The sequence below is a fragment of the Pseudoalteromonas sp. SG45-2 genome (assembly GCF_014164115.1).
Classification (GTDB): Bacteria; Pseudomonadota; Gammaproteobacteria; order Enterobacterales; family Alteromonadaceae; genus Pseudoalteromonas; species Pseudoalteromonas distincta.
This window is the reverse complement of sequence record NZ_JACJEO010000009.1, coordinates 38,974-64,285: the sequence shown is the minus strand read 5'-3', so window position 1 is coordinate 64,285 and position 25,312 is coordinate 38,974. Positions and strand designations below refer to the sequence as shown.

The 25,312-nt window shown below is 39.8% G+C and carries 20 protein-coding genes; 9 read left to right on the top strand and 11 right to left on the bottom strand.

All coding sequences use genetic code 11. From position 1 onward, the window contains the following. Window positions 1-118: 118 nt before the first annotated feature. Together H5116_RS08345 and H5116_RS08340 are read left to right on the top strand one after the other, a co-directional pair. On the top strand, window positions 119-328 hold the full coding sequence (locus H5116_RS08345) for a cold-shock protein (protein ID WP_002959120.1): 210 nt from the start codon (window positions 119-121) through the stop codon (window positions 326-328). A gap of 82 nt (window positions 329-410) precedes the next feature. Then, window positions 411-1,193 (top strand): transporter substrate-binding domain-containing protein, encoded by a 783-nt coding sequence (locus H5116_RS08340; RefSeq protein ID WP_310735988.1) that lies wholly within the window; start codon window positions 411-413, stop codon window positions 1,191-1,193. A gap of 2 nt (window positions 1,194-1,195) precedes the next feature. Here the strand turns inward: H5116_RS08340 and H5116_RS08335 are convergent, their stop codons facing one another. The 3 genes from H5116_RS08335 to udk all read right to left on the bottom strand — a co-directional run bounded on the left by H5116_RS08335 (window position 1,196) and on the right by udk (window position 4,077). Next, complete coding sequence (locus tag H5116_RS08335) at window positions 1,196-1,906, bottom strand: ABC transporter substrate-binding protein (RefSeq protein WP_182715925.1); 711 nt, start codon at window positions 1,904-1,906, stop codon at window positions 1,196-1,198. Between the two features lie 294 nt (window positions 1,907-2,200). Further along, the gene (locus tag H5116_RS08330; protein ID WP_039488805.1) at window positions 2,201-3,427 is read right to left on the bottom strand and encodes a NupC/NupG family nucleoside CNT transporter; all 1,227 of its coding nucleotides are present in this window, start codon (window positions 3,425-3,427) and stop codon (window positions 2,201-2,203) included. A gap of 17 nt (window positions 3,428-3,444) precedes the next feature. Continuing rightward, a complete protein-coding gene (udk, locus tag H5116_RS08325) occupies window positions 3,445-4,077 on the bottom strand; it encodes a uridine kinase (protein ID WP_024596281.1) in 633 nt (210 codons plus the stop codon). A gap of 192 nt (window positions 4,078-4,269) precedes the next feature. On the opposite strand from udk, the gene H5116_RS08320 reads away from it, so the two are divergent. Continuing rightward, entirely contained in the window at window positions 4,270-5,502 is a 1,233-nt protein-coding gene (locus tag H5116_RS08320; RefSeq protein WP_024596282.1) for a phosphopentomutase, read from the top strand. Then, window positions 5,502-6,206, top strand: coding sequence for a purine-nucleoside phosphorylase (gene deoD, locus H5116_RS08315; RefSeq protein WP_024596283.1), 705 nt, complete (start codon window positions 5,502-5,504; stop codon window positions 6,204-6,206). The genes H5116_RS08320 and deoD overlap by 1 nt, the downstream gene beginning before the upstream one ends. Window positions 6,207-7,091: 885 nt before the next feature. Here the strand turns inward: deoD and H5116_RS08310 are convergent. After that, window positions 7,092-7,982, bottom strand: coding sequence for a TPR end-of-group domain-containing protein (locus tag H5116_RS08310; protein WP_024596284.1), 891 nt, complete (start codon window positions 7,980-7,982; stop codon window positions 7,092-7,094). A gap of 905 nt (window positions 7,983-8,887) precedes the next feature. Here H5116_RS08310 and katG point away from each other — a divergent pair. Then, on the top strand, window positions 8,888-11,068 hold the full coding sequence (gene katG / locus H5116_RS08305) for a catalase/peroxidase HPI (RefSeq protein ID WP_182715924.1): 2,181 nt from the start codon (window positions 8,888-8,890) through the stop codon (window positions 11,066-11,068). Window positions 11,069-11,171: 103 nt separating this feature from the next. Here the strand turns inward: katG and H5116_RS08300 are convergent, their stop codons facing one another. Next, window positions 11,172-11,744, bottom strand: coding sequence for a hypothetical protein (locus H5116_RS08300; RefSeq protein WP_002959106.1), 573 nt, complete (start codon window positions 11,742-11,744; stop codon window positions 11,172-11,174). A gap of 191 nt (window positions 11,745-11,935) precedes the next feature. Here H5116_RS08300 and arfB point away from each other — a divergent pair, with 191 nt between their 5' ends. Then, window positions 11,936-12,349: an alternative ribosome rescue aminoacyl-tRNA hydrolase ArfB gene (gene arfB, locus H5116_RS08295; RefSeq protein ID WP_002959105.1), complete on the top strand. Its 414-nt coding sequence runs from the start codon at window positions 11,936-11,938 to the stop codon at window positions 12,347-12,349. Between the two features lie 125 nt (window positions 12,350-12,474). Here arfB and eat read toward each other — a convergent pair whose 3' ends face one another. From eat to H5116_RS08280, 3 genes are read right to left on the bottom strand one after another with little or no spacing between them, the layout of a single operon-like run. Further along, complete coding sequence (gene eat / locus H5116_RS08290; RefSeq protein ID WP_182695278.1) at window positions 12,475-13,878, bottom strand: ethanolamine permease; 1,404 nt, start codon at window positions 13,876-13,878, stop codon at window positions 12,475-12,477. Window positions 13,879-13,937: 59 nt separating this feature from the next. Further along, window positions 13,938-14,825, bottom strand: a complete 888-nt coding sequence (gene eutC, locus H5116_RS08285; protein WP_024594887.1) for an ethanolamine ammonia-lyase subunit EutC — start codon at window positions 14,823-14,825, stop codon at window positions 13,938-13,940. Next, a complete protein-coding gene (locus H5116_RS08280) occupies window positions 14,822-16,228 on the bottom strand; it encodes an ethanolamine ammonia-lyase subunit EutB (RefSeq protein ID WP_182715923.1) in 1,407 nt (468 codons plus the stop codon). The genes eutC and H5116_RS08280 overlap by 4 nt, the downstream gene beginning before the upstream one ends. A 220-nt stretch (window positions 16,229-16,448) precedes the next feature. Here H5116_RS08280 and H5116_RS08275 point away from each other — a divergent pair, with 220 nt between their 5' ends. Then, complete coding sequence (locus H5116_RS08275; protein WP_182693224.1) at window positions 16,449-17,405, top strand: helix-turn-helix domain-containing protein; 957 nt, start codon at window positions 16,449-16,451, stop codon at window positions 17,403-17,405. A 564-nt stretch (window positions 17,406-17,969) separates the two neighbouring features. On the opposite strand, the gene arfA is transcribed toward H5116_RS08275, so the two are convergent. The 3 genes from arfA to H5116_RS08260 form a co-directional block, all read right to left on the bottom strand. Then, window positions 17,970-18,170, bottom strand: coding sequence for a ribosome alternative rescue factor ArfA (gene arfA, locus H5116_RS08270; RefSeq protein ID WP_182715922.1), 201 nt, complete (start codon window positions 18,168-18,170; stop codon window positions 17,970-17,972). A gap of 204 nt (window positions 18,171-18,374) precedes the next feature. After that, complete coding sequence (locus H5116_RS08265; protein ID WP_182715921.1) at window positions 18,375-20,915, bottom strand: TonB-dependent siderophore receptor; 2,541 nt, start codon at window positions 20,913-20,915, stop codon at window positions 18,375-18,377. Between the two features lie 254 nt (window positions 20,916-21,169). After that, window positions 21,170-22,123 (bottom strand): sensor histidine kinase, encoded by a 954-nt coding sequence (locus tag H5116_RS08260; protein ID WP_182715920.1) that lies wholly within the window; start codon window positions 22,121-22,123, stop codon window positions 21,170-21,172. Between the two features lie 224 nt (window positions 22,124-22,347). Here H5116_RS08260 and H5116_RS08255 point away from each other — a divergent pair, with 224 nt between their 5' ends. Together H5116_RS08255 and hemH are read left to right on the top strand one after the other, a co-directional pair. Next, complete coding sequence (locus tag H5116_RS08255; RefSeq protein ID WP_154904182.1) at window positions 22,348-23,676, top strand: HD domain-containing phosphohydrolase; 1,329 nt, start codon at window positions 22,348-22,350, stop codon at window positions 23,674-23,676. A 74-nt stretch (window positions 23,677-23,750) separates the two neighbouring features. After that, the gene (gene hemH / locus H5116_RS08250) at window positions 23,751-24,770 is read left to right on the top strand and encodes a ferrochelatase (RefSeq protein WP_024597461.1); all 1,020 of its coding nucleotides are present in this window, start codon (window positions 23,751-23,753) and stop codon (window positions 24,768-24,770) included. The last annotated feature ends 542 nt before the right edge of the window (window positions 24,771-25,312 follow it).

The following is a 25,312-nucleotide window of genomic DNA, read 5'->3' as shown; positions in this document are numbered from 1 at the left end:
TTTCGATGTTGTATAAGTAATACTTGTAGTACCGTCCTGAAGTTTTTAAAGTACCATCTCATTTTTTGCTACACCCGCTCTTATGAGCATATTTTTTATTTTATATCAGGATATTACAATGTCTAACATCGTATCAGGTACAGTTAAGTGGTTCAACGAGTCTAAAGGTTTTGGTTTCATCGAGCAAGAAAATGGCCCAGACGTTTTCGCACATTTCTCAGCAATCAAAAGCGAAGGTTTCAAAACTTTAGCTGAAGGCCAACGTGTAGAGTTCACTCTTTCACAAGGTCAAAAAGGTCCACAAGCTGATAACATCACAGCTGTATAATTTTACTTTTTAAGTAAAATGAAAAAAAGCGCTTAAGGCGCTTTTTTTGTGTCTGAAATTTGACTCAACCTAAGCTGCACCTATTATTAATGTAAGTTCATCAGTAGGTATCGTTATCATTAAATCCTTCCTTATACTTGTTTTTATATTTATTAGTCATTACGCACAGGCTGAAGATTTCAAGCTCACGGTCTACACTGAGCACTTTTCGCCATACAATTTTGAAAACAAAGCGGGTCAACTTGTTGGCATAAATCTCGATATTGTAAAAGATGTATGCATTGCGTCAGATATTACCTGTGAATTTAAAATACTTCCTTGGAAACGTGCTTACAGCCTAGCCCAAAAAGATAAGCATTCAGGTATTATCTCTATCGCTAAAACATCTCAAAGAACGCCTATTTTTAATTGGGTAGGGCCTTTGGCATCCAGTGAAACATTTTTTTATAAACTTAAAAAAAATACTCAGTTAAAAATGAATAGCTTAAATGAAGCAAAGCAGTTTTCACTTGCTATCGTAAGAGGGGATATTTACGAATCCATAATTAAAAAAGTAGGGTTTGAAGCAGGTAAAAACCTTTTGTCCATAGGTGATGAAAAGCAATATATGCACTTGTTTTTAAATAGTAAAATAGATTTGATTTTAGGCTCTGAATACACCATTGGTTATCAACTTTCGCCTTTTGGGTATAGTGAAGACGATGTCGTTAGGCTGCAGGAATTACCATTACCTGAGATAGCAGGTAACTACATCGCGTTTAATAAATCAGTACCCAATTACATTGTAGAGCGTTTTAATAGGGAGTTTGAAAAGCTTAAAAAGAAGGATAACTTTTCGGCTTATAAAAAACGTTATAAGCGCTAATGTTAGTACTTGTAAGGCAGCCCTTTCTTTTGCTTTATTTTTAAAAATGCAGCTTGCAGTGATTCTATTAAATGCATATCTGTTTTTTTATTCGCAGCTAAATAAGCATCAATTGTCAGCTCATCTATTTTATAAATAAACTTTAAGTGTGCTGGTTTGAGCTTTAGATAATCACTCATCTGCTGCATATATAAAGGATCGTCTACAATTAAATCTACTTTTTTAGCGAGTAGTAAAGAGTATGACTTTTGAATATCAGAGGTTAAAACAACTTCAAACCCCAGTTTTGCGAGGGTTTGTGTTGAAAAATCATTGCGCTGCATAGCAATTTTGTACACTTTAGCTTGTTCAGTAGTGTTTATAATAAGATCATCTCGCTCTGATAGGCCAATAAAGCCTAGTTCAAAACGTCCGACAGGTCCTATCCAATAAAATTTGTCTTCTCGCTCTACAGTGCGTGCAAGGCTGTATATAAAGGTATTTTTAAGCTCATCTGCAATTTTATAAGCACGTGCCCAAGGGTACATTTGAATGTTAGGTGTTAGATCAGCCTCAGCAAATATATCTCTAATAAATTGAGTACCTTCACCTGCTACCTCACCATCAATCAACACCTGGTTTGGCGGTGCTAACTCTGTAACAACAAGGATGGGTTCTTTTGCTTGAACATACACAGAGCAAATTAAAAAAAGAGAATAAAGAATATATTTCACAATAGCGGGTCGTTAGTCGGTTAGCTTAAGTAATATAAGTGTGGCTGAAAATACGAAAAACACAAAAAATATTTATGTGAATTTGTTACTAAGATATTGGTTTATTTGAGTTATATATAACCATAAATAAGGTTAAATAGCTTGAAGGTGGGGGAGTGTATAAATGTGGAAGGCCTAAAACGATAAAAGGGCCTTGCGGCCCTTGGTGAAGTATCGTTCAAGTCAGATAGAGCTTTAACCCCTTAAAGCGCTATCCTCTTGTTTTGCAACACCGGTGTTCATCTCAATAAGTTTCTAAGCTAGCGAGAGGAAAAACCCAGCAATTGCTGCGCTCATAAGGTTAGCCATAGATCCTGCTAACACTGCTCTGAGCCCTAAGCGTGCGATATCCTTCCGCCGACTAGGCGCCATACCGCCTAACCCACCTAGTAAAATGGCTATCGATGATAAGTTAGCAAAGCCACATAGAGCAAAAGTAACAATTGCTTGTGTGTGCGCGCTTAACGTATCGCGATAATTTATAAAGTCTAAGTAAGCAACAAACTCGTTCACTACTATCTTTTGACCAATAAAGCTGCCGGCTATAATTGCTTCATCCCATGGCACACCTAGTAACCATGCTACAGGAGCAAATACATAACCTAATATTTCTTGAAGCGTTAATGTTGGGTAATCAAACCACCCACCAATACCACCTAATAAACCGTTTAGTAGTGCAATTAGCGCTACAAAAGCAAGTAACATTGCACCTACATTAAGTGCTAAATGCATACCGTTTGCTGCACCTGATGCAGCTGCATCAATTACATTTACAGGCTTATCTTCGTCATCTAAATCTAAATCAGCTAAGTTATCTTTAGGCGTTTCAGTTTCTGGCACAATCATCTTGGCCATTAAAAAACCACCTGGAGCAGCCATAAAGCTCGCTGCTATTAAATACTTAAGATCTACGCCAATAATAACGTAACCGGCCATTACAGAGCCTGCCACAGTGGCTAAGCCACCTACCATCACTGCAAACAATTCCGATTTAGTCATTGTTGCTATAAATGGCTTAACTATTAGCGGTGCTTCAGTTTGGCCAACAAAAATATTTGCTGTCGCTGAAAGCGATTCTGTGCGAGAGGTTTTCAATAATTTTTGTAAACCGCCGCCTAAAATCCTAATTATCCAATCCATAATGCCAAGGTGATACAACACAGCAACAAGTGCTGAGAAAAACACGATAACGGGCAAAACTTGAATCGCAAAAATAAAACCTAATGTGTCTTGTGAGGCAAGTGGGCCAAACAAAAACCCAATACCGTCGTTTGCATAACCAATAACCGACGATACGGCTGCTGACATGCTCGTTAACACATTTTTTCCTGCTTCAAAAAACAGGACAAAACCGCCAATAACAACTTGCATCGCAAATGCTATACCAACGGTTCTTAAATTAATTGCCTTGCGATTAGTTGATGCCGCAAAGGCAATGCTTAGTAGCACACACATGCCCACTAAGCTCATAAATGTTGTCATACAAATGTTTCCCGTTGTTATTCTTGTAGTAAATATTTTATCTTACTTTTTATTATATCAATCGCAACGCGGTTCATACCGCCTCGAGTCACAACTAAATCTGCGTTATGCTTAGAAGGCTCAATAAATTGATAAAACATCGGTCTAACAGTTGCTTGATACTGCTCAACAACAGATTGTAATGTTCTGCCTCGTTGCTCCATATCACGTTGCATACGACGCATTAAGCAAATATCTAAAGGCGTATCTATAAACACCTTAATATCAAATTCTTTATTAAGCGCTTTGTCACTCAATAATAAAATACCTTCAACAATGAGTATTTTAGCAGCAGGCACTCGGCGAGTTTTCTCGCTACGTGTATGCTGTGCATAATCATACGTTGGTACTTCAACTGAATTTCCACTACGAAGCTGTGTTAAATGCTCAAGCATTAACGCATGTTCAAATGCATCAGGATGGTCGTAATTCGTTTGCGTACGATGCGCCATCGGTAAATGCGACTGATCCTTGTAGTAAGCATCTTCTTCAATAATGGCGATAGCGCCTGGTTCAAGCTCATTAACCAATTCATTGTATATAGTTTGGCTAAAAAGAGATTTGCCCGACGCAGACGCGCCTGCAATAGCTATAATAGTAGTTCGTGTCACTAAAGTTCTCACCCACACAGAAGGATATATTGTTGGTAGATCACAATAGCAAAAAAGACACGATTAATCTCTTTTGCTTCGCTTAAGAATGCAAATTTATAATGTTTAGGTTTTATGAAACAGGACTTTTGTCCTGTACGGAAAAATCGATCAGCGGATAAAGTAACCACCTAGAATCAAAGTGAGGTCAAAATGGCAAGAGCAATTATCTTAATGGCAGATAGCCTAGGAATCGGTGCAGCACCAGATGCAGATAAATTCGGCGATCTTGGGGCTAATACATTCGCTCACTTACTAAAAGCATATTACGACGAAACAGGCGCTGCATTATCGCTTCCTAACCTATCAAAACTTGGGTTAGTGGATGCATGTGAAGCTGCCGGTGGAGAACCGTGTTTAATTTCAGACCGCCAAGCTTCTCAAGGGGCATGGGGTTACGCTAAAGAATTATCTAGCGGAAAAGACACGCCATCAGGTCATTGGGAAATGGCAGGAGTACCTGTGTTATTTGATTGGGGATATTTCCCAAAAACACAGCCAAGTTTCCCACAAGAATTTATAGACGAGTTTATAGCTCGTACTGGTATTCCTGGCATTTTAGGCAACTGCCATGCATCGGGAACAACCATTTTAGAACAGCTAGGTGAAGAGCACGTAAAAACAGGTAAACCAATCTGTTACACCTCAGCTGATAGCGTGTTTCAAATAGCCGCGCATGAAGAGTCATTCGGCCTAGAGAAGCTTTATCAAGTTTGCGAAATCGCACGGGCGCTACTTGATGAAATGAATATAGGACGAGTGATTGCGCGGCCATTTTTGGGTTCAAATAGCCAAGACTTTGCTCGAACGGGTAATCGTCGCGACTATTCAGTGCTTCCGCCAGCACCAACATTGCTAGATGTGTTAGCAAAAGACGGCGGCGAAGTAATTAGTATTGGTAAAATTTCAGATATTTACGCGCATCAGGGCATAACCCAAAAGCATAAAGCACCTGGGCTTATGAACTTGCTAGAAAAAACCAGCGAAGTAATGAAAAGCGCACCAGATCATAGCTTAATCTTTACTAACCTAGTTGATTTTGATGAAAAATTTGGTCATCGCCGTAACCCAGTAGGTTATGCAAAAGCATTAAAAGAATTTGATGACTATTTACCAACTATACTAAAACAGTTAAACGCAGATGATATATTAATGATCACTGCAGATCACGGTTGTGACCCAACCTTTCCAGGTTCTGAGCACACTCGCGAATACGTACCGGTTATTGCATATAAACCAGGTATGAGTAACACACCTCTAGGTGAACGCAACAGCTTTGCAGATATCGGTCAAACACTGGCACAGTGGTTTAACTTATCTGCGCTTGATTACGGCGACAGTTTTTTAAATGAGCTAACAACGCCAAATAAGAAGGAAAACAATTAATGAGTACTCCGCATATCAGTGCAAACGTTGGTGATTTCGCCGAAACAGTATTAATGCCAGGCGATCCGCTACGTGCGCAATATATTGCTGAAAACTTTTTAGATGATGCAGTACAAGTTACAGGTGTTCGTAACATGTACGGTTTCACTGGTACTTACAAAGGTAAGCCAGTAAGCATCATGGGTTCAGGCATGGGCATTCCATCAATGTCTATTTATGCACGTGAGCTAATTGTAAGCTTTGGCGTTAAAAATATTATACGTATTGGTACGTGTGGTGGTATTGGCACAGATATCAAAATCCGTGACGTAATTTTTGCACAAGGTGCAAGCACAGATTCAAACGTAAACCGTGCACGTGTTCGTGGCTACGATTTTGCTGCTATTGCTAACTTTGACCTACTTTTAAACGGTGTAAACGCCGCTAAAGAGCTAGGAATAGAAGCAAAAGTAGGTAACGTATTTACAACCGACACTTTCTACCAAGCAGACGACTCGTTCTACAAAGACTTAGACAAGTTAGGCATGCTAGCAGTAGATATGGAAACAGCCGGTTTATATGGCGTTGCAGCTGAATACGGCGCAAACGCAATGGCATTATTTACAGTAAGTGACCACGTAATCACCGGTGAAGCAACACCTGCTGATGAGCGTCAAAGCACGTTTAACGAAATGGTTAAAATTGCATTAGAGTCAATAGCTTAAATAATACATAACAGTTCCTTGGTAACGTATTCACTAAGTTTTGGAGACACGCCCAAAGTGAAGTGAGACTAACCTCCAAAGCCGCATTTTATGCGGCTTTTTTTATGCCTGAAGAAAACTGATAGCAGCTTCTAATTACTTATACCAATTCGCTTAATTAAGTGATCTATTTTGAGGATGGAAAAACGTGTTGATAGCTAGGCAAAAAATTCGCTATTTAGTTGTTCTAAATGAGAATTTTTTAACGCAGGTAGCGACACGTTTAGCCCCTAAAAATGATTAAGTATTATTTCGGGTTGGTATTAATTCAACCATCTAAAAACTGCGTTTTTAAACGCCTGCAAGCAGCGCGTCTACAGGTAAATTAAACTGCTGAGTGTAAGTTTTCCACGTAGGCGCAGAGCTTGCTCGCGCGAGAAGCACTTAAGCTAACTACTCTAAAAGCGCAGCATCTCTAAACCTATTTGTGTATAACAGCCCTAAAAAACAATATGCACGCAGAGAAGAAAAGGAGGAGCAAATGAGAAGAGCAAAACCAATGCTGACTCGGCATTATAAAAGTACAAGCGTTGCTTTAAAAGCTTGTAACCTGCGCGAATAGCTGTGTTTATACCAAGTTTAGAGTATGACTTGTTGCTCATGTTAGAAGCACAGTTTCTGATTGTTTTTATTATTTTAACTTCTAAGCTCTTCTCTAAAAGCGCAGCGTCTCTAAACCTCTTTGTGAATTAATCACTTTTGATCTTAGCTCTACGCTAGAGCTGAGTTTGTAGAGCGCAGTTAAGCTTCTAATTACACAACAAACTTTACCTTTAAAAACAAAAAAAGGGCCAAGGCCCTTTTTTATGGTGTTGCGCCTAATCATACAGGCCAAATTCTGAGTGCTTAAACAACTTCACCAGCCACTATCGTATTAAAGCTGTCGTTGTCATGCAGGCTTGCAAATGCGCTCTCATGTAATAATTCATTACGTAAGTTTGGAGAGTATTCAAGTGCCATTTTAATATCGGCTAAGGCATCAGCATGCTTATGTGTTAGTGCATAAGCACATGCTCGTTGCCAATAGGCATAACCATAGTCACTATCTATATCAATAGCTTGATTACACAGCTCAATGGCTTGTGCTGTTTCATTAATTTCTAGTAGTGCATCGGCTTTATAAGCAATGGCTTCCACATCTTCAGGTTTGCGATTGAGTATTTCGTCAAAAATTTCAATTTTATTTGCAAAATCACTTTCTAGGTTTGCGCGCATCCACAACGAATGAACTTCGTTAGTCACCGATATGCGCTCTTGGTTGCTGAGTATTTCTTCTGAGCGAACGCGTAGTTTTTCTTCAAGAATTTTTAATCGGTCTTCATACTCGTCTGTAATTACACTCACACGCGTATTTACAATATCTTCTACTTTGTTTTTAACATCGCGCAACGAGTTCCAACCCACTAAAACTAAAATCGACGCCGTAGCGGTAATTATAAAAAACACATTATTAATGGTGTCTGTAGTGTACGTTAATGCGCGATCGGCAGTATCAAGCTGCGCATGAGTAACCTGCTTAGTTACATCTTCACGAAGCTTTTGCTGATCTTGCCTAACTGCTTTTAGCTCATCTAATATGTAGCGCTCCATTAGCGGCTTATACATAGGCTCTTTGAGTTGTTGAAGAGCTTGTTGCTCTTGTTGTGCTGTAGGTGAAGCTGGTTGCTTTTCAGCAGAGTTCACTATGCCTGAAAACAAATTTAAACAAACAAAAAGTACAGATAGGTAATAACGCATTGGTACGCCTAATTAAATTAATTACTGTAATAACTTTAACATGCAGGGCTTAATGGCACTAGGGCGTGTTGTTCTTTGTGGATTAAAATTGACCTAATTTAGATAGGAGCAATAGTTGTAAAATTTATTTAGCCTAGTGAGCTTAGCAATAATAGGGTAAAGCGTGAGCATATTACCCATGCTCAGGTAATTTGAGTAAAAATAGGCAAAAAAAAACCAGCTCAAGGTGAGCTGGCAAAAACTGCTTAAAACAACAATATGTCGTAGGGATTCACAGGAGAACAACTTCATACTAACTGAATCTTTATGAACAAATACTTAATTTAATTCAACTAGTTAAAAATATAAGAATACTCAAAGTATTCGGTTTATAAAGTAAAGGTGCATTGGGCTTAAGTAATGCACCTTTATCATTATAACTATCTAACTACAATTTCATGGTGAAGGGGGGTATTCCAATGTGCGCTTTAGTAAACTAAAGCCACTTTCAAACCCTTCACATACCAATACGCCGAAATTTTTCAATTCGATCACAGGTCTAGTAAAAAGATTAAGGTTAATTCACCGATATTTAAATTTTTATTTTGCGTAATGCTTTATATGAGCGCCATCTGACTTTTTTACTATTATTTTAAACGCGACTTTAAGCCTATTGTTAAATACATCATTAACGTAAGGGCAATCAAAAATATAAATTGGAGCAATCGTTTTAAATAGTATGTTGAGGCTGGCGTAGCATAATTTATACGCCTATATTAAGGATACGTAAGCACTTAGGTAGGCACGCTGAGTAAAAAGTAAGCCTATTAAATAAAAATAACCGTTACTTTTTAAAAAGTTATAAACACATAAGCAATAATACTGATTGTTTAAGTATTTTACTTTTCTATTTTAAGGATTTCACAATGAGCAAGCCAACAGCGGGTAAATGCCCTGTTATGCACGGTAGTAATTCAGTTGTTTCTAAAGTAAACACCGATTGGTGGCCAAACACACTCAACTTAGACATTCTTCATCAACACGATACTAAATCAAATCCATACGGCACTAATTTTAACTACGCAGAAGAATTTAAATCTCTAGATTTAGACGAAGTAAAAGCCGACTTAAAAACCTTTATGACCGACAGCCAAGATTGGTGGCCTGCCGATTGGGGCCATTACGGTGGTTTAATGATTCGTATGGCATGGCACTCAGCGGGTACGTACCGTTTATCTGATGGTCGTGGTGGCGCAAGTACCGGTAATCAACGTTTCTCGCCTTTAAATTCATGGCCAGATAACGCAAGCTTAGATAAAGCACGCAGACTTTTATGGCCACTTAAGAAAAAATACGGTAACAAACTCTCATGGGCCGATTTATTTATTCTTGCTGGTAATATGGCATACGAATCAATGGGTCTTAAAATTTATGGTTTTGCGGGCGGCCGTGAAGACATTTGGCATCCAGAAAAAGATATTTACTGGGGTGCAGAAAAAGAATGGTTAGCACCAAGTGATGAACGCTACGACAATGTAGAAAAACCAGACACCATGGAAAACCCATTAGCCGCAGTACAAATGGGCCTAATTTACGTTAACCCTGAAGGTGTTAATGGTATACCCGATCCACAAAAAACGGCAGATCACGTACGTGAAACATTTGCTCGCATGGCGATGGACGATGAAGAAACCGCAGCGCTAACAGTGGGCGGCCATACAGTAGGTAAAACTCACGGTAATGGTAAAGCAGAGCACTTAGGTCCAGAGCCAGAAGCAGCAGACGTACACGAGCAAGGTTTAGGTTGGAACAGCACCAAAGAAGGCGGCTTTGGTCGTCATACTGTAACTTCTGGCCTTGAAGGCGCATGGACCACACACCCAACTACATGGGATAACGGATACTGCCACTTACTTTTAAATTACGAATGGGAATTAACAAAAAGCCCAGCTGGCGCTCATCAGTGGGAACCTGTAAATATTAAAGAAGAAGACAAACCAGTAGACGTAGAAGACCCATCAATTCGTTTAAACCCAATGATGACCGATGCCGATATGGCCATGAAAGTGGACCCTGCGTACCGTAAAATTATTGAGCGTTTTTATAACGACTTTGAATACTTCTCTGATGTATTTGCACGCGCATGGTTTAAGCTAACTCACCGCGATTTAGGTCCTAAAGCATGTTACTTAGGTAAAGACGTACCAAGCGAAGACCTAATTTGGCAAGATCCTATTCCTGCAGTTGATTACACATTATCAGACGATGAAATCACAAGCTTAAAAGCACAGCTACTTGATTGCGGTGTAAGTGCAAGTGATTTAATAAATACAGCGTGGGATAGTGCACGTACGTATCGTGGTTCTGATAAACGCGGTGGCGCAAATGGCGCACGTATTCGTTTAGCACCACAAAAAGATTGGCAAGGTAACGAACCTGCGCGTTTAGCAAGTGTACTTAGTGCCCTTGAAAAAGTACAAGCGGGTTTATCTAAGCCAGTAAGCATGGCTGATTTAATCGTATTAGGTGGCACAGCGGCTGTAGAGCAAGCTGCAAAACAAGCCGGTGTTAATGTAACAGTACCATTTGCACCAGGACGAGGGGACGCAACAGACGAAATGACTGATGCAAAATCGTTCGATCCGCTTGAGCCTGTTCATGATGGATTTAGAAACTACCTTAAAAATGACTTTAGCGTATCCTCAGAAGAGCTATTGTTAGAGCGCAGCCAATTAATGGGCTTAACAGCACCAGAAATGACTGCACTTATGGGCGGCATGCGTGTACTAGGCACAAACTACGCAGGCACTAAGCATGGTGTATTTACTGATAATGTAGGCACGCTATCTACCGACTTTTTTGTAAACCTAACCGACATGGCTAACAACTGGAAGCCACTAGAGCCAGGTATATATAATATTGTTGAGCGCAAAACAGGCACCATTAAATGGACTGCCACACGCGTAGATTTAGTGTTTGGTTCAAACTCTATTTTACGTGCCCTAAGTGAGTTTTATGCACAAGACGATAATAAAGAACGTTTTGTACATGACTTTGTAAATGCATGGGTAAAAGTAATGAACGCAGACAGGTTCGATCTTAAATAATCTGTACGCTAAATAAAAACGGGGGAGTATTGAATACTCCCCCGTTTTTTATGCGTTTTAATTTCACGGCTAGATAAGCCCGCTTTTTTTAAAGCAATAAAACTTATAAAAGTGCAAAAAGCTTTTGTAGTTGTGGCATATATTCGCTCACAAGTTCAAGGTTGTTTTCGCTTACTAAAGATTCTGTAGACTCCTCAGCTGCGCTTGACGATTTACCAAACGAACCCATTAATGAGCTAGCGCCTTTATCTTTAGCACTTTTCATACTTTGAAAACCGCCCATTACTTTATTAGCAGTTTCTTGGTTATCAGCCGAAAGGCCCGACTTAAGATTTTCGATATAAGCCATTGATACTTCAGAACCTACAGTTACTAGCTGCTCTGGCGTAAAACCGTAACGGTTTGTAACACTCGCAAAGCTTTTGTATAGGTCTTGTTCTTTAATCATGCTTAATGCACTGTTAGCTAAAGAGCTTTGTTCGCCAACACTTTGATCTGCAGAACCACCTAGCATACTTGCTAAATCTAAGTCTTTTAACGACTCTTGGCTGCTTGCCCAGCTAGTCACAGCTGGCAGTGCTTTCATATAGCTTTGAAGTTGACCTTCGTTAATATCCTCTGCAAGGCTTGAGAAACTCATCGCTAATAAGCTAAGTGATACAAGTATTTTTTTCATTGAGCATTTCCTAGTATTAAAGTAGTGCCAATTAGAAGCTAATAAGCAACACTTGCCAACACAAAATAAAATATTGGCTGATTTATAGTACAATTTATGAGAATTTATTTAAGTTCTAAGAATTTAGTTGATTCACCACAAGCTAATGTACTGATGATATAATGTATTTTTGACAAATAGAGCTGAACACAATGTTAACAATTTCAAATACTGTCACTATCGATGAATGGGAACTAGAGCTCACAGCTATTCGTTCGCAAGGTGCCGGTGGTCAAAATGTTAATAAAGTAGCAAGTGCAATTCATTTACGTTTTGACATTAACCGCTCTAAATTACCTGACTTCTACAAAGAACGCTTACTTGCATTAAATGATACAAGAATTACCAAAGACGGCGTCTTAATCATTAAAGCGCAAAGCCACCGTACCCAAGAGCTAAACAGAGAAGATGCCCTTAAGCGTTTAAAGGATTTAATCCTTAGTGCTACGGTAGTTAATAAAGCGCGTCGAGCCACCAAGCCCAGCCGTAATTCACAGCGAAAGCGCATGGACAAAAAAACCAAGCATGGGCAAAACAAAGCGCTACGCGGCAGCATAAAGTTTTAGCTTTAAATGATATTAATAAAGTAGATAAGGGACTTGATATTTACATGCATGCACTATTTTTACACCGTATTGCTTGTATAAAAATATAAGTGAGGATTAGCCTCACTTATAATAACTATTAATATTTACTTAGCCATCTCTAAATCAGATTCTGCATCTGCCAACATTGCAAACTCTTCATCAGCGCTTTTAGCAACTAAGTGTTTTGAGCTGTAGCCAAAGTAATATACGGCGCCCACAATAAACAGCATTATAGTGTATAAAAATGCACGAGGGTCGAACGCATACACACCCGTTAATGCTATAAGCGAAAGCACTAAAGCAATACTTGAAGTTACTACACCACCAGGGGTTTTATACGGGCGAGGTAAATCAGGTTGTTTAACGCGTAGTAAAATATGGCTCAGCGCCATTAATGCATACGATACCGTTGCACCTACTACAGCCATTGCAAGTATTAAATCACCCTCACCACTAAGTGATACTAAAAAACCAAATATGGCAGGTACAATCAACGCACGTGCTGGCACTTTGCGATTAGTTGTAATCGACAACGAACGCGATAAATATCCGGCTCTAGATAAAGCAAACACTAAGCGACTATAACCATAAATAATAGAGAAAAACGAAGCAACTAAACCCGCAAGCCCTAATATATTTACTACAGTTGCTAAGGCCTCACTACCCGATGCATTTAATGCATCAACCAAAGGTACAGCACTTGCGCCCATTGCAGCAGCACCGCCAGCGCCAGGCACTAAAACAACAACTAAAAAAGCAGTAAATAACAAAAAGATCATTGCACCAATAATGCCTTTTGGCACATCTTTAGCGGGATCTTTTGCCTCTTCTGCAGCAAGCGGTACACCTTCAACCGCTAAAAATAACCACATGGCAAACGGTAATGCAGCCCAAACCCCGTACCAACCTAAAGGTAAAAACTCACTGGCTCCCACTGCATCGGTTACGGGGACGTCAAATAAGCGTGATGCATCAAAATTTGTAATTAAAACAAAAGCCGTTGCAATAATAGCTAATACTGCTAAACCACTTATTACCATCATTACTTTAAGTGCTTCTCCTACGCCTGCTAAATGAATTCCCACAAATAGTAAGTAAAATAATGCATATACCCATGGTCCATTAAATCCGGTAAGGGCTTCAACTGCAGAGCCTATAAAAATAACAATAGCAGCGGGTGCTAAGGCGTATTCAATTAATACCGCAAGCCCGGTTAAATAGCCTCCCGCAGGCCCCATAGCTTGGCGCGCAAAACTATAACCACCACCTGCTGCAGGTATTGCAGCTGACATTTCAGCAAGCGACAATACCAGCGCTAAATACATAACTGCCATTAACACTGCAGCAATGGCAAAGCCACCCCAACCCGCTTCGGCAATACCAAAGTTCCAACCTGCAAAGTCACCCGATATTACATACGACACACCCAAACCTGCGAGTAATAACCACCCCGCAGTACCTCGTTTTAACTGTCTTTTAGCAAGGTACTCTGTATTATTAGTAGACATAACCCTTCTCCGTTGATGTTTAGTTTTTATTGTTTTATTTCATGTGTTTTTAATTAAAATTACTCAGCAATTAAAAAGTTAGTGGTTGAAACCTGATGCTCAATTACATCGTCTTGTGTACGGTCTTTTAAATTAACCCCAGTTAGTTTTAGTTTTTTAGCTTCACGTAATAAGTACAGCGCACGCCTAGCCGCTTCTGTATAAGGTAGGCCTGCTGGGCGAATATTCGATATGCAATTACGACATGCATCGTTAAGTCCTGTTTTAGGCTCCCATGTTAAATACAAGCCAAGGCTATCTGGCGAACTAAGTCCTGGGCGCTCTCCTATTAACACCATAACCACCTGCGCATTTAGCAACTCACCTATATCGTCGCCAATTGCTACTCGACCTTGTTCAACCAAAGTAATGGGGGCAATTTTAAATTGCTTGTCTGTTGTAAGGTGCGCTAATAGCTCTGTTATAAATGGGCATGCATTTTTTTGTACCGCTAACGAGGAGAGTCCATCAACCACTACAATCGCTAAATCGTATTTAGCCTGTGTAGTGTGCTTTTGTTTATTCATATAGCTGAGAAGTATTTGCCTACCATTTTCATCAAGCTTGCGGCCTAAATCGGGTCGCTGAAGGTAAGTAACCCTGTCAACAGCTTGGCTGTGTAAATGCAGGGGAGGGGCAACATCTTTTAATACGCTAATACTGCCTAGTTGCTCAGTCATTTCGTTAATATCAAGCGGAAAACTCACTGCATCGCGCGCTTGTGCATGAGATAGCTGAAAAGCCAGCATTTCTGAGGTTGGCAAACTTATACCCGCACGCCCAAGCCCAATACGGGCGTCGGTAAAACGGCGTAAATCACTCCAAGGATTGTGCACTACATTACCGTTATTTTTATGCTTGTTTACTGAGTCATCTAAAGGAGTGCTCTGTTTTAAACGTGATTTCATGAGCCACCTCCAGTAATTGCACCCAGAGGTTTAGCAAAAGCGGGAGGCAAGGTATCTGAAAGTGTAATATCGGCAGTGCTTTGCATTATTTTCATTTTGCTTAGCCATGCTTCAAACTCAGGGGCAGGTCTAGAGCCAAGTACACGGCGAACATATAATGCATCATGAAACGACGTAGTTTGGTAATTAAGCATAATATCGTCAGAGCCAGGTATTCCCATTACAAACGAGCAACCAGCAACACCTAATAGCGTAAGCAAGTTATCCATATCGTTTTGATCAGCCTCTGCATGATTGGTGTAACACACATCGCATCCCATCGGTATACCTAGTAACTTAGCGCAAAAATGATCCTCAAGTCCTGCTCGGGTAATTTCTTTACCATCAAACAAATATTCAGGGCCAATAAACCCCACCACGGTATTAACCAGTAACGGGTTAAACTTACGAGCAACGGCATAAGCGCGAGCTTCACACGTTTGCTGATCAAGCTCATGATGCGCATTTGCTGAAAGCGAACTGCCTTGCCCAGTTTCAAAATACATTACATTATTGCCAACAGTGCCGCGCTTTAAACTCAAAGCCGCATCTTGCGCTTCAGCTAAGGTATTTAAATTAAAACCAAAACTTGAATTAGTAGCCTCTGTGCCACCAATCGACTGAAATACTAAATCAACCGGTGCGCCAGCTTCTATACATTCAATCGTGTTAGTAACATGGGTGAGTACACAGCTTTGGGTTGGTATTTCATATTTTTGAATAACATCATCCATTAACGTCATTAACTTAATGGCTTGGGCAACGTTATCGGTTGCTGGGTTTATACCTATTACTGCATCGCCATTACCGTATAGCAAACCATCAAGCATGCATGCAGCAATACCATTAATATCGTCAGTTGGGTGATTTGGTTGTAAACGTGTAGATAAATGCCCGGGGAGGCCAATAGTATTTCTAAAAGCGCTCGTAACATGGCACTTTTTAGCAATTAATATGAGATCTTGATTGCGCATTATTTTGCTAACAGCAGCAGCCATTTCCGGCGTAATACCTTGCCTTATACTTGCAAGTACAGCAGGTGTTGCAAAGTCACTTAAAAGCCAATTACGAAAATCGCCTACGGTTAAATGTGCAATAGCCATAAAGGCATTTGCATCGTGCTCGTCAATAATTAAGCGTGTAATTTCGTCATCTTCGTAGGGAATAAGTACCTCATTTAAAAATGTTTTAAGAGGTATATCCGCCAATGTCATTTGTGCCACAGCACGTTCTTGTGCTGATTGTGCAATTACGCCCGCTAAGCGATCACCCGAACGCTGCGGTGTAGCTTTAGCCATTAACTGGGCTAAGTTCTTGAATTTATAAGTATGTGTACCTAAAGTGTAACTGTACGCTTGCCCCATGATTTACTCCACATAACTAATATGATCAACCTTGGTATAGGTTTTGCTGCATCTTTAGCTATAAATCAATATTGAATAGTTACAAGACAGCTTATTTTGTACCAAGTAACTATCGAATTTTGGCAAAAGATTCTTTATTAAACCAATTCAATTGGTTACACACGCAAAGCGGTGTTAACTTAAGCATAATGAAAGTGTAACGAAAAAGAGCATCCCCGATATGGCGCAGCAAAGTAGCTTTAACGCACCACTAAAGAGCAAGGTGCAAACACACGATATAGACGAGCAAGCGCATAGCCTTACTCAATGGCAGCAAAAATACGATCAAATGAGCGACGGCAGCTTTTATGGTTGTATTGAAGAAACGGATTACGCCAATATTCATGTGTTTAAAGAATACACTGAGCGAGCGCTTCGTCAGCAATGTAACATAGCCCCTAATTCGGTTTGGCTCGGCATTCCTTGTCAGTCACAGCAAAGTAAAATTAATGGTTTAAGTGTGGCAAGTAATCAATTTATGTGCCGTACCAGTGATAACGACTTTGAGTTGATAACCCCTGAGCAATTTAATATTTATGGTTTGGTAATCGATTGGAACTCAATTGAATATATGGCGCAGCTCCAAGGCGTAACATTGAAAAACCTGGCATCTGCACAATCAGCTCGTTTATCGGTGAGCAACTCATCTTTGCAAACGGCAAGACAAATAATTAATAGCATGGTTGTAGGCAAGGGCTTTGGACTTAGAACCGAATCACAACAAGATATGCTAAACATGTTGGCACTACACTTATTACAAGCAGACAATACGCAGCAAAATATTGCGCCAAGTTATAAACACCGCAAAGCCGTAGTAGATAAAGTAAAAGATTACGTGGCCACAAATCCACAAAACCCAATAACCATAACCGAGCTGTGCGAGCTTTCCTTTGTAAGTAGGCGCACACTTCAGTATAGCTTTGAGAGTATTTTAGGAATTAACCCTTTGCGGTTTTTACGTTTAACACGCTTAAATAACGTAAGGCGGGAACTAAAAAAACCAAACCAAGATAAGCCCATTTCAGTAATAGCAGCCAATTGGGGATTTTGGCATGCGGGACAATTTGCTAAAGATTACACGCAACTATTTGGTGAAAACCCATCACAAACAGTTAAAAATAATAGTTTTAAAGGTTAAAAACTACACTTCTAACGTGAGCACGTTTCTTCTACAGACCATACTTTAACTTGAGTTAAACACCTGTGGACGCGCAGCTTGCTGGCGTTTAAAAGCACCGCTTTTACATTTAGTCGGATGCATTAGTAAACAAGTAATTAAATCACCACCGAGAAGTGAAGGAGAAAACAAGGAGTAGTGACTAACCATTACTCGTGTTTTCTTTGTGTAGTGCACAGCGCATCGGTGAACTCGGTGGTGAAATATCATATAACTTAAACAAATGGACTTTGTCTGCTCATTTACTCCTCTTTTTCTTCTCTTTGTGCATTCATATTTTTAAGGGCTGTTATTCACAAAGAGGTTCAGAGGCGCTGCGCTTTTAGAGGATAGCTTGGGAGTTAAAATAATAAAGAACTAAAAGTAAAAGCGAGGTATAAAACCTCACCTACATCGTGCAAACACCGAACCCGTAGGTGCGAATTTATTTCGCGCTCATGTAACGGGGGTTTAAATGCTTTAAAGTAACAGCGAGGTATAAAACCTCGCTTACTATATTCAAAAGCCCTATTTGATCGGTGCTAATTAAGCCGCGATTAAATAGGACTCTTGTCCTGAATGCTTGTTGTTGCGTTTAAACGAGCCTTTGCCTTTTTTAGCTTTAACTACTTGTGGTTTAAATAATTTAGAGGTGACCATTGCCGCTAGTGCATTGTGGTTTATAACGCCTCGCCCTGTGTCTACCGCGCTGGTATTTGCGATTTTTGTTTTAGATTTTTTAGTCATATATTTCCTATAAACTAATGGTTATTTTAAGTTAAATAATAAAGAGGCTTTTATATTGGCCTATTTAAGAGATGGAGATTGTAGGCTTAATTTTCAACCGCGCAAGTATTTTTAACATCCATTTGGTAGTTTTTTAATAATAAAAAAGCATAAAAAAGCGCAGTTAATAACTGCGCTTAATATTACTTTAGTTTGCTTGATAAATTAAAAACTAAAGCTTACTTTTGCGTAGTACGTTCTGCCGTCAAAGCCGTATGGCAATGCGCGTACTGGGTATTTAAATGCGCCGTTGGTGATAAAATTAAGTACTTCGTCATCACCTAATTCATCTGGTGTTTCGTCAAATACGTTATCGGCACCTACCGAAAGCGCAAACATGTCATTAATTTGGTAACTAACATTTAAATCAACTAACACAGCAGACTCAACCGTACTTGTTGGTTTAAATGACCCCGTAGGCGAAAGCTCACCTGGTAATGAAATATGGTCGTTACCAAAGTATTTTACGTCTGTTTCGCCAAAGTAGTTAAAGCGAATGGTTGATGTGTAGGCATCGCGTTCGTAGTCAAACGTAAGCGTTGCACGTTCGCTCGGTTGTCCGTCGGTAAAAAAGCTACGTTGTAAATCATCAAAAGCAACCGCTTCAGGAATACCGTCTTCTGCGTTTACGCTGTCAATTTTAGTATCGTTTAGGTTACCTGCAAAGGTTACTCCTAAATTACCGCCTTCAACTTCAGTGCGGTACGATGCAATAATATCAACACCTTGCGTAGTAGAATCAACCGAGTTTGAGAAGTAGTTAGCTTGCACTGCACCAGTTGCTTGTAGCGCTGCAACCGCTTCTGAGCTAAACGATACATCGTCAGCCGAAAGTAAGCTGCCAAGTGTAATACGGTCTTCAATTTCTACACGGTAAAAATCAACCGTTAACGAAAGCTCGCTTGTTACATCGTAAACAAAACCAGCACTGTAGTTTGTTGATGTTTCAAGCTCTAAGCTATCTACGCCTAGCGCACTTGGGAAAGCGGTCCCTGTGTTTGCTGTGAACGACTGCGTTAATGTGCCGTCTGAGCCTAAGTTAGTTGTAAAAGCTGTATAACCACTTTGTTGAAGTGATGGCGCTCTAAAACCAGTAGACAGTGCACCACGTACTGCAAAGTCATCTGAAAATTCATAACGTGTTGCTAATTTACCAATTAAATCATCCCCAGCATCTGAGAAATCTTCATAGCGTAGCGCACCACTTACGTTCCATGCGTCGGTGATCATAGTTTCTACGTCTACATAAACTGCGTAGCTGTTACGGTCGCTATCGTTAGCCGCTTCAGGGCGAAGGCCGTTATAAGCTTGAAAACCACACTGTGCAAATTGATCCGGATCGTTTACTGATGGGTACGAGGTATCCATATTTGCTAACCCACACGCGTATGATGCTTCATCGCCAGGCATTATTTCGTAGTTTTCTTTACGGTATTCGGCGCCTACTGTTACATATAAAGGCTCACTACGGCCAATATCTACAATACCGTTTACATCAAGGTTAACCGTTGTTTGATCGAATCTAAAACCACCTGAGTAACCGCCAGTAGGGCCTGAATTTGCTGCAATATCGGCATCGCTTGCACTTGGGTTGTTAAATAAATACTCAGCCGCGTAAGAAGCATTTAATGTATTGCGTGATGTAAAATCGTATTGGTTTTCACCATAAACAGCCGATACATCGTAAGTCCAATCTGTGTTTATATCGCCTTTAAACCCAAGTGCTACTGAAATATCTTGTGCTTCGTTATATATGCGCGGTAAAAAACCATCACTATATACTTGGGTTACGTTTTTAGAGGCTTCGTTAAAATTACGGTAAAAACCATTACCCAGCGCCGTGCGCTCAGAGTAGCCACCAAACGAGTAAAGCTCGCCGTCGCCCATTGGTAATGCCATGTTGTAAAATAACGACGTAAATTCACTTTCTGAGTTACCTTGGCCCCAGCGTACATCTTCACTTAGCGTACCTGGTTCAACATTAAGCGAACCACCCGTATCGCGCTCTGCACGATTAGTGCCGTCGGCATCACGGTACTCAAGCGATAGGTTAATGAAGCCGCCTTCGTTACCTAATTCAAAACCACGGTTTAAACCTGCTGAAATAGTGTCGCCGTCACCTTCACTTGTGCCGCCGTATTGTACAAAACCCGTTGTAATACCGGTTGAGTTATTAAGAGATAAGTTAATAACACCTGCAATAGCATCAGAGCCATACTGCGCTGCAGCGCCGTCGCGTAACACTTCAACACCTTTAAGCGCCGTTAGCGGAATGGCATTCATATCAGTACCCGCAGCGCCTGCGCCTACTGTACCGTTAAGGCCAAAAATTGATTGGTTATGACGACGTTTACCATTTACTAATACAAGGGTTTGATCTGGTTGTAAGCCACGAAGTGTTGCGGGTCTAAATAAATCTGAACCGTCTGATACTTGTGTACGCGAAAAGTTAAATGAAGGCGCTGTCGCTTGAAGGCTTTGGCCTAATTCGGTAAAACCACCTTTAGTTAAATCATCCGCGTCAATTAAATCAATAGGAGAAGAAGACTCTGTAGAGGTACGGTTAGATACACGCGATCCTAATACAGATATTTGCTCTATGTTTTTAGCAGCTTGCACTGGTGCTTCTTCAGCGTTAACAATGCTTGGTGCGCTAAACGCGAAAGCAACGGCTACAGCAAGTGTGTTTAAACGGTATGTTGACATAGTGACGACCCTGTTTTTTGTATTCTTAATAATATGTGTGTGGTTATGATGCTCACAACCTGTTGCAAACATCCTAGCAACATATGCAAACAAAAAGAAATGAAAAAAACTAAATATTTGGTCTAAGTATGCAAATAAACTTCAAGATAAGAAAAAACCACATCAAATCGGTTAAAATACGTGCTAAGAAGGGATTAAACATCAAAAAACAGAATGTTTAACACTTTATTTACAATGTGGTTTTGTTCGTTATTTTACACTTTTAAAGGTAATAGGCAGCGAATGGTCGTACCTGTGCCTAATATACTGTTAACTTCTATTTTTCCACCGTGATCGCTCACCATAGCGTATACAAGTGTCATACCCATACCGGTGCCTTTTCCGACTTCTTTTGTTGTGTAAAAAGGGTCAAACATATGCGCTATTGTGTCTTCATTCATGCCACAACCGTTATCTTTTATTTCAATACAAATATTTGTGTTGAGTTCAAAAATATTGACTTCAATAATGCAGCCTTTTTCTAAATCTAACTCGCAAGCTTGCCAAGCATTCATTAAAAGATTTACAAAAATTTGATTAATTGACGATAAATTGCACCAAATGAGTGGTAGGGGTTCAAACCGCGTTTTTATTTCGCATAATTTAAGTTTGCTACTCAATAACCTTAAAGCATTATTAGCACCCGTTGTTACATCGGCTAATTGTTTATCTTGAGAAGAGGTGGGGTGGGCAAAGTTTAATAAGTCATGCACTATTTGTTTTATACGTTTAAGTCCTTCAACGCTGTCGTTAATTTGCCCCTGCAAATTGATATAAATCCACGCGTACGGATACTGTAAATTGAGTATGTCGATTTCGTGTTTAAAACGGCTCTCTTTAATTTCGTTATTTAAATATTGTTCGTTAAGTTTCAGCAGCGCTACCAGTAAAGGGCTTGCGTTTTGTAGGCTCTCTACGTTACTCATTGCATAGGCAAGCGGGGTATTTATTTCGTGGGCAACGCCTGCACTAAGTGTACCTAAAGTCGCCATTTTTTCTGTTTGCACAAACAGCATTTGTTGGTGTTCTAAGTCGGCTACTTTTTTTTGTAGTTCATTATTTATGGCAACTAAAACGCTACTTTTATCTTTGAGTAATTGCTCTGCAGCTAAGCGCAGCTTTTGTTCGTTTAAAAAAGCACGTTCAAAATTACCATCTGATCCATCCATTCCCTTCATCCATATAGATAACTTTATACTTAACGTTTAGTCGTCTGTATGCAAATTTGCAACTTTAGTGCAGCCAAGGCCTAATATTATGCATAAGTAATTATCTACTTATTGCTAATAACTCCATTATGTAAATACCACTTAATATAAAAGGTAGGCACAAACACACCATAGAGTATTTTTTTAAGCTATTATTTAACCAGAAGTAATTTAAAGGCGACTCAATGACTCAAGTAACACCAAGCACACCAATAAATCAGGTTGATGTACTTTGCATTGATGATGATGAAATAGTACTACGCACGTTAACACGGCTACTTGAAGTAAATGGCCTGTCGGTTATTGTTTGCGATAACCCGCAAAACGCATTAACACTTTTTAAAAATCATGAATTTGGTTTAATTATTAGCGATATGCGTATGCCGGTAATGAACGGTGCCGAGTTTTTAGAAAAAGCGCGTGCGCTGGCACCCGACACCCAACGCATTTTATTAACCGGCTACGCCGACATACAAACCACCTTAGCGGCTGTTAATCAGGGCCAAATAAATGGTTATATTCAAAAGCCTTGGCAAAACGATTTATTACTTCGTAGCATTAGAGATAGCCTAGAAAAATTTGCACTAAAAAAACAAAATCAAAAATTAGAGGCACAAGTTAAAGCGCAAAACCAAGAGTTGCTAGAGCTTAATAACTCGCTTGAACAACGAGTAGAAAAACGCACCTTACAAATCAAACAGGTTTTAAAAAAGCTTGAAGACGCCAACGAGCGCGAAAAACAAGAGCATAAATCGACCGTAGAGCTGCTATATAATTTTGTTAACGCAAACCCTTACCTAGATGGTAACAAAGCACAAAATATTGCTAATACCTGTACACAAATAGCACTTTATTTAAACTTGTCGCAAAAAAGCATTGATCTTGCCCCTATGGCTGGTTACTTGGCGCAAATAGGCTTGCTTGCTATGGATCCTGATCTTTATAAAAAACCAGTTAACCGCTTAAACGAGCAACAACGCAAAACCTTTTATACTCATCCAAGTACTGCACAATTAATGTTAATGCCAGCAATACATTTACATGACTTGTCGGATGCTATTTATTATCAGTTTGAGCGCTTTAACGGAAACGGAATGCCCAAAGGCCTTGCCGGAAACGACATACCGATAGGCGCTATGGTGCTAGGTTTAGCGCGCGACTATTGGGACGCATTTGAGCAAAGCAATGCAAGTGATGAAAAGCAGCGCCACGATGACGCACTCGAAAGTGTAAAACTTTATAGTGGATCGTTTTATCATCCTAAAATTGTACGTGCACTTGAAGCAAGCCATGCAAAACTACATGAACAAAAAAGTTCAGCAGGATCAGTGCTAATTTGTAACGCCCATGAACTCAAAGAGCAAATGGTACTGGGCCATGCTCTACACAGCCATACGGGCATAATGTTGCTGCCCAAAGGTCATGTATTTGGCAGTAAATCGATAGAAAAACTCCAACAGCTAGAATCGAAAAAACCAACCCCGTTTAGAATAATGGTGAAAACTGCTAAATGATTGATCTAAATCGCAGTTTTTTTCGTTACAATGTGCATAAAATAGATTATTGAATTTGCTTGAAGGAGCACTCTGTGTCGCGATTTTCTGCGGTTACTGACAACCCCCATGATGGGCGTTTTAACCAAAAAACGGGAATACTGCTAACTAACTTAGGCAGCCCTGATGCACCAACAGCGGCTGCGCTTCGTACATATTTACGCGAATTTTTATCAGATCCACGCATTGTAGAAATACCACGCTTGGTATGGATGATAATTTTACATGGCATTATTTTACGCGTACGCCCAAAACGTTCGGCTAAATTATACGAGAGTATATGGACCGAAAACGGCTCACCACTTACCCACATTACTCGCCAGCAAAGTGTAAAGTTAAATACTTTATTAAAAGAGCAAGGTTATACCAATACTGAAGTAGTAATGGCAATGCGTTATGGCAACCCTTCAATAGAGGCAGGCCTTGAAGAGCTTCGTGATAAAGGCTTAACGCGTATAATTATTTTACCAATGTACCCGCAATATTCTAGCCCAACTACGGGTTCTACGTTTGATGCTGTATCGAGCGTACTGCGTAAATGGCGCTGGGTGCCAGAACTTCATTTTATAAATGGCTATCATAAAAACACCCGTTACATTGAGTCGCTTGCTAATAGTATTAGTGAGGATTTAGAAGCGAATGGTATGCCACAAAAAATTGTTTTTTCGTATCACGGTATGCCTAAATTGTTTTTAGATCGCGGCGATCCGTACCATTGCCTATGTTTACAAACCACGCGTTTAGTTGTCGAAAAACTAGGTCTTGATAAAGACAAAGTAATTAGTACTTTTCAAAGTCGATTTGGTAAAGCAGAGTGGTTAAAGCCTTATACCGACGCAACCCTTGCAGCCTTACCTGATGAAGGTATTACCGATGTAGCTATTATAAGTCCTGCTTTTAGCGCCGACTGCCTAGAAACACTTGAAGAGCTAGAAGGTGAAAACCGTGAAATATTCGAAAACGCAGGCGGCGAAAAATACCGTTACATAGCGGCACTAAACGACAGAGACGACCATATAGAAGCTGTGTTTGATGTTATAAAACCTATGTTGTAGCCCAAGCTTACTAAAGCTAAATATATTACGCATTAAGCGGTGTTAAAATTAACACCGCTTTTTTGTTTTTAAGGGTTTAAAATATTTAGTTAATTAATTCACAAAGAGGTTAAGAGGCGCTGCGCTTTTAGAGTGGGTGATAAAACATAACAATACTGTTTTTGTTTCGGGGTTTTTGGCTTCCCCTTTTACTTCTCATTGTGCAAATAAAAGCTTTTAAAGAGCTAATTATTCACAAAGAGGTTAAGTGGCGCTGCGCTTTTAGAGTAGTGATAAAACATAAAATACTGGTTTTTGTTTTTGACTATCTCATTTACTCCCCCTTTTACTTCTCATTGTGCAAATAAAAGCTTTTAAAGGGCGAATTATTCACAAAGAGGTTAAGAGGCGCTGCGCTTTTAGAGTAGTTATAAAACATAAAAATACTGTTTTTGTTTTTGGCTTTCTCATTTACTCCTCTTTTACTTCTCATTGTGCAAATAAAAGCTTTTAAAGGGCGAATTATTCACAAAGAGGTTAAGAGGCGCTGCGCTTTTAGAGTG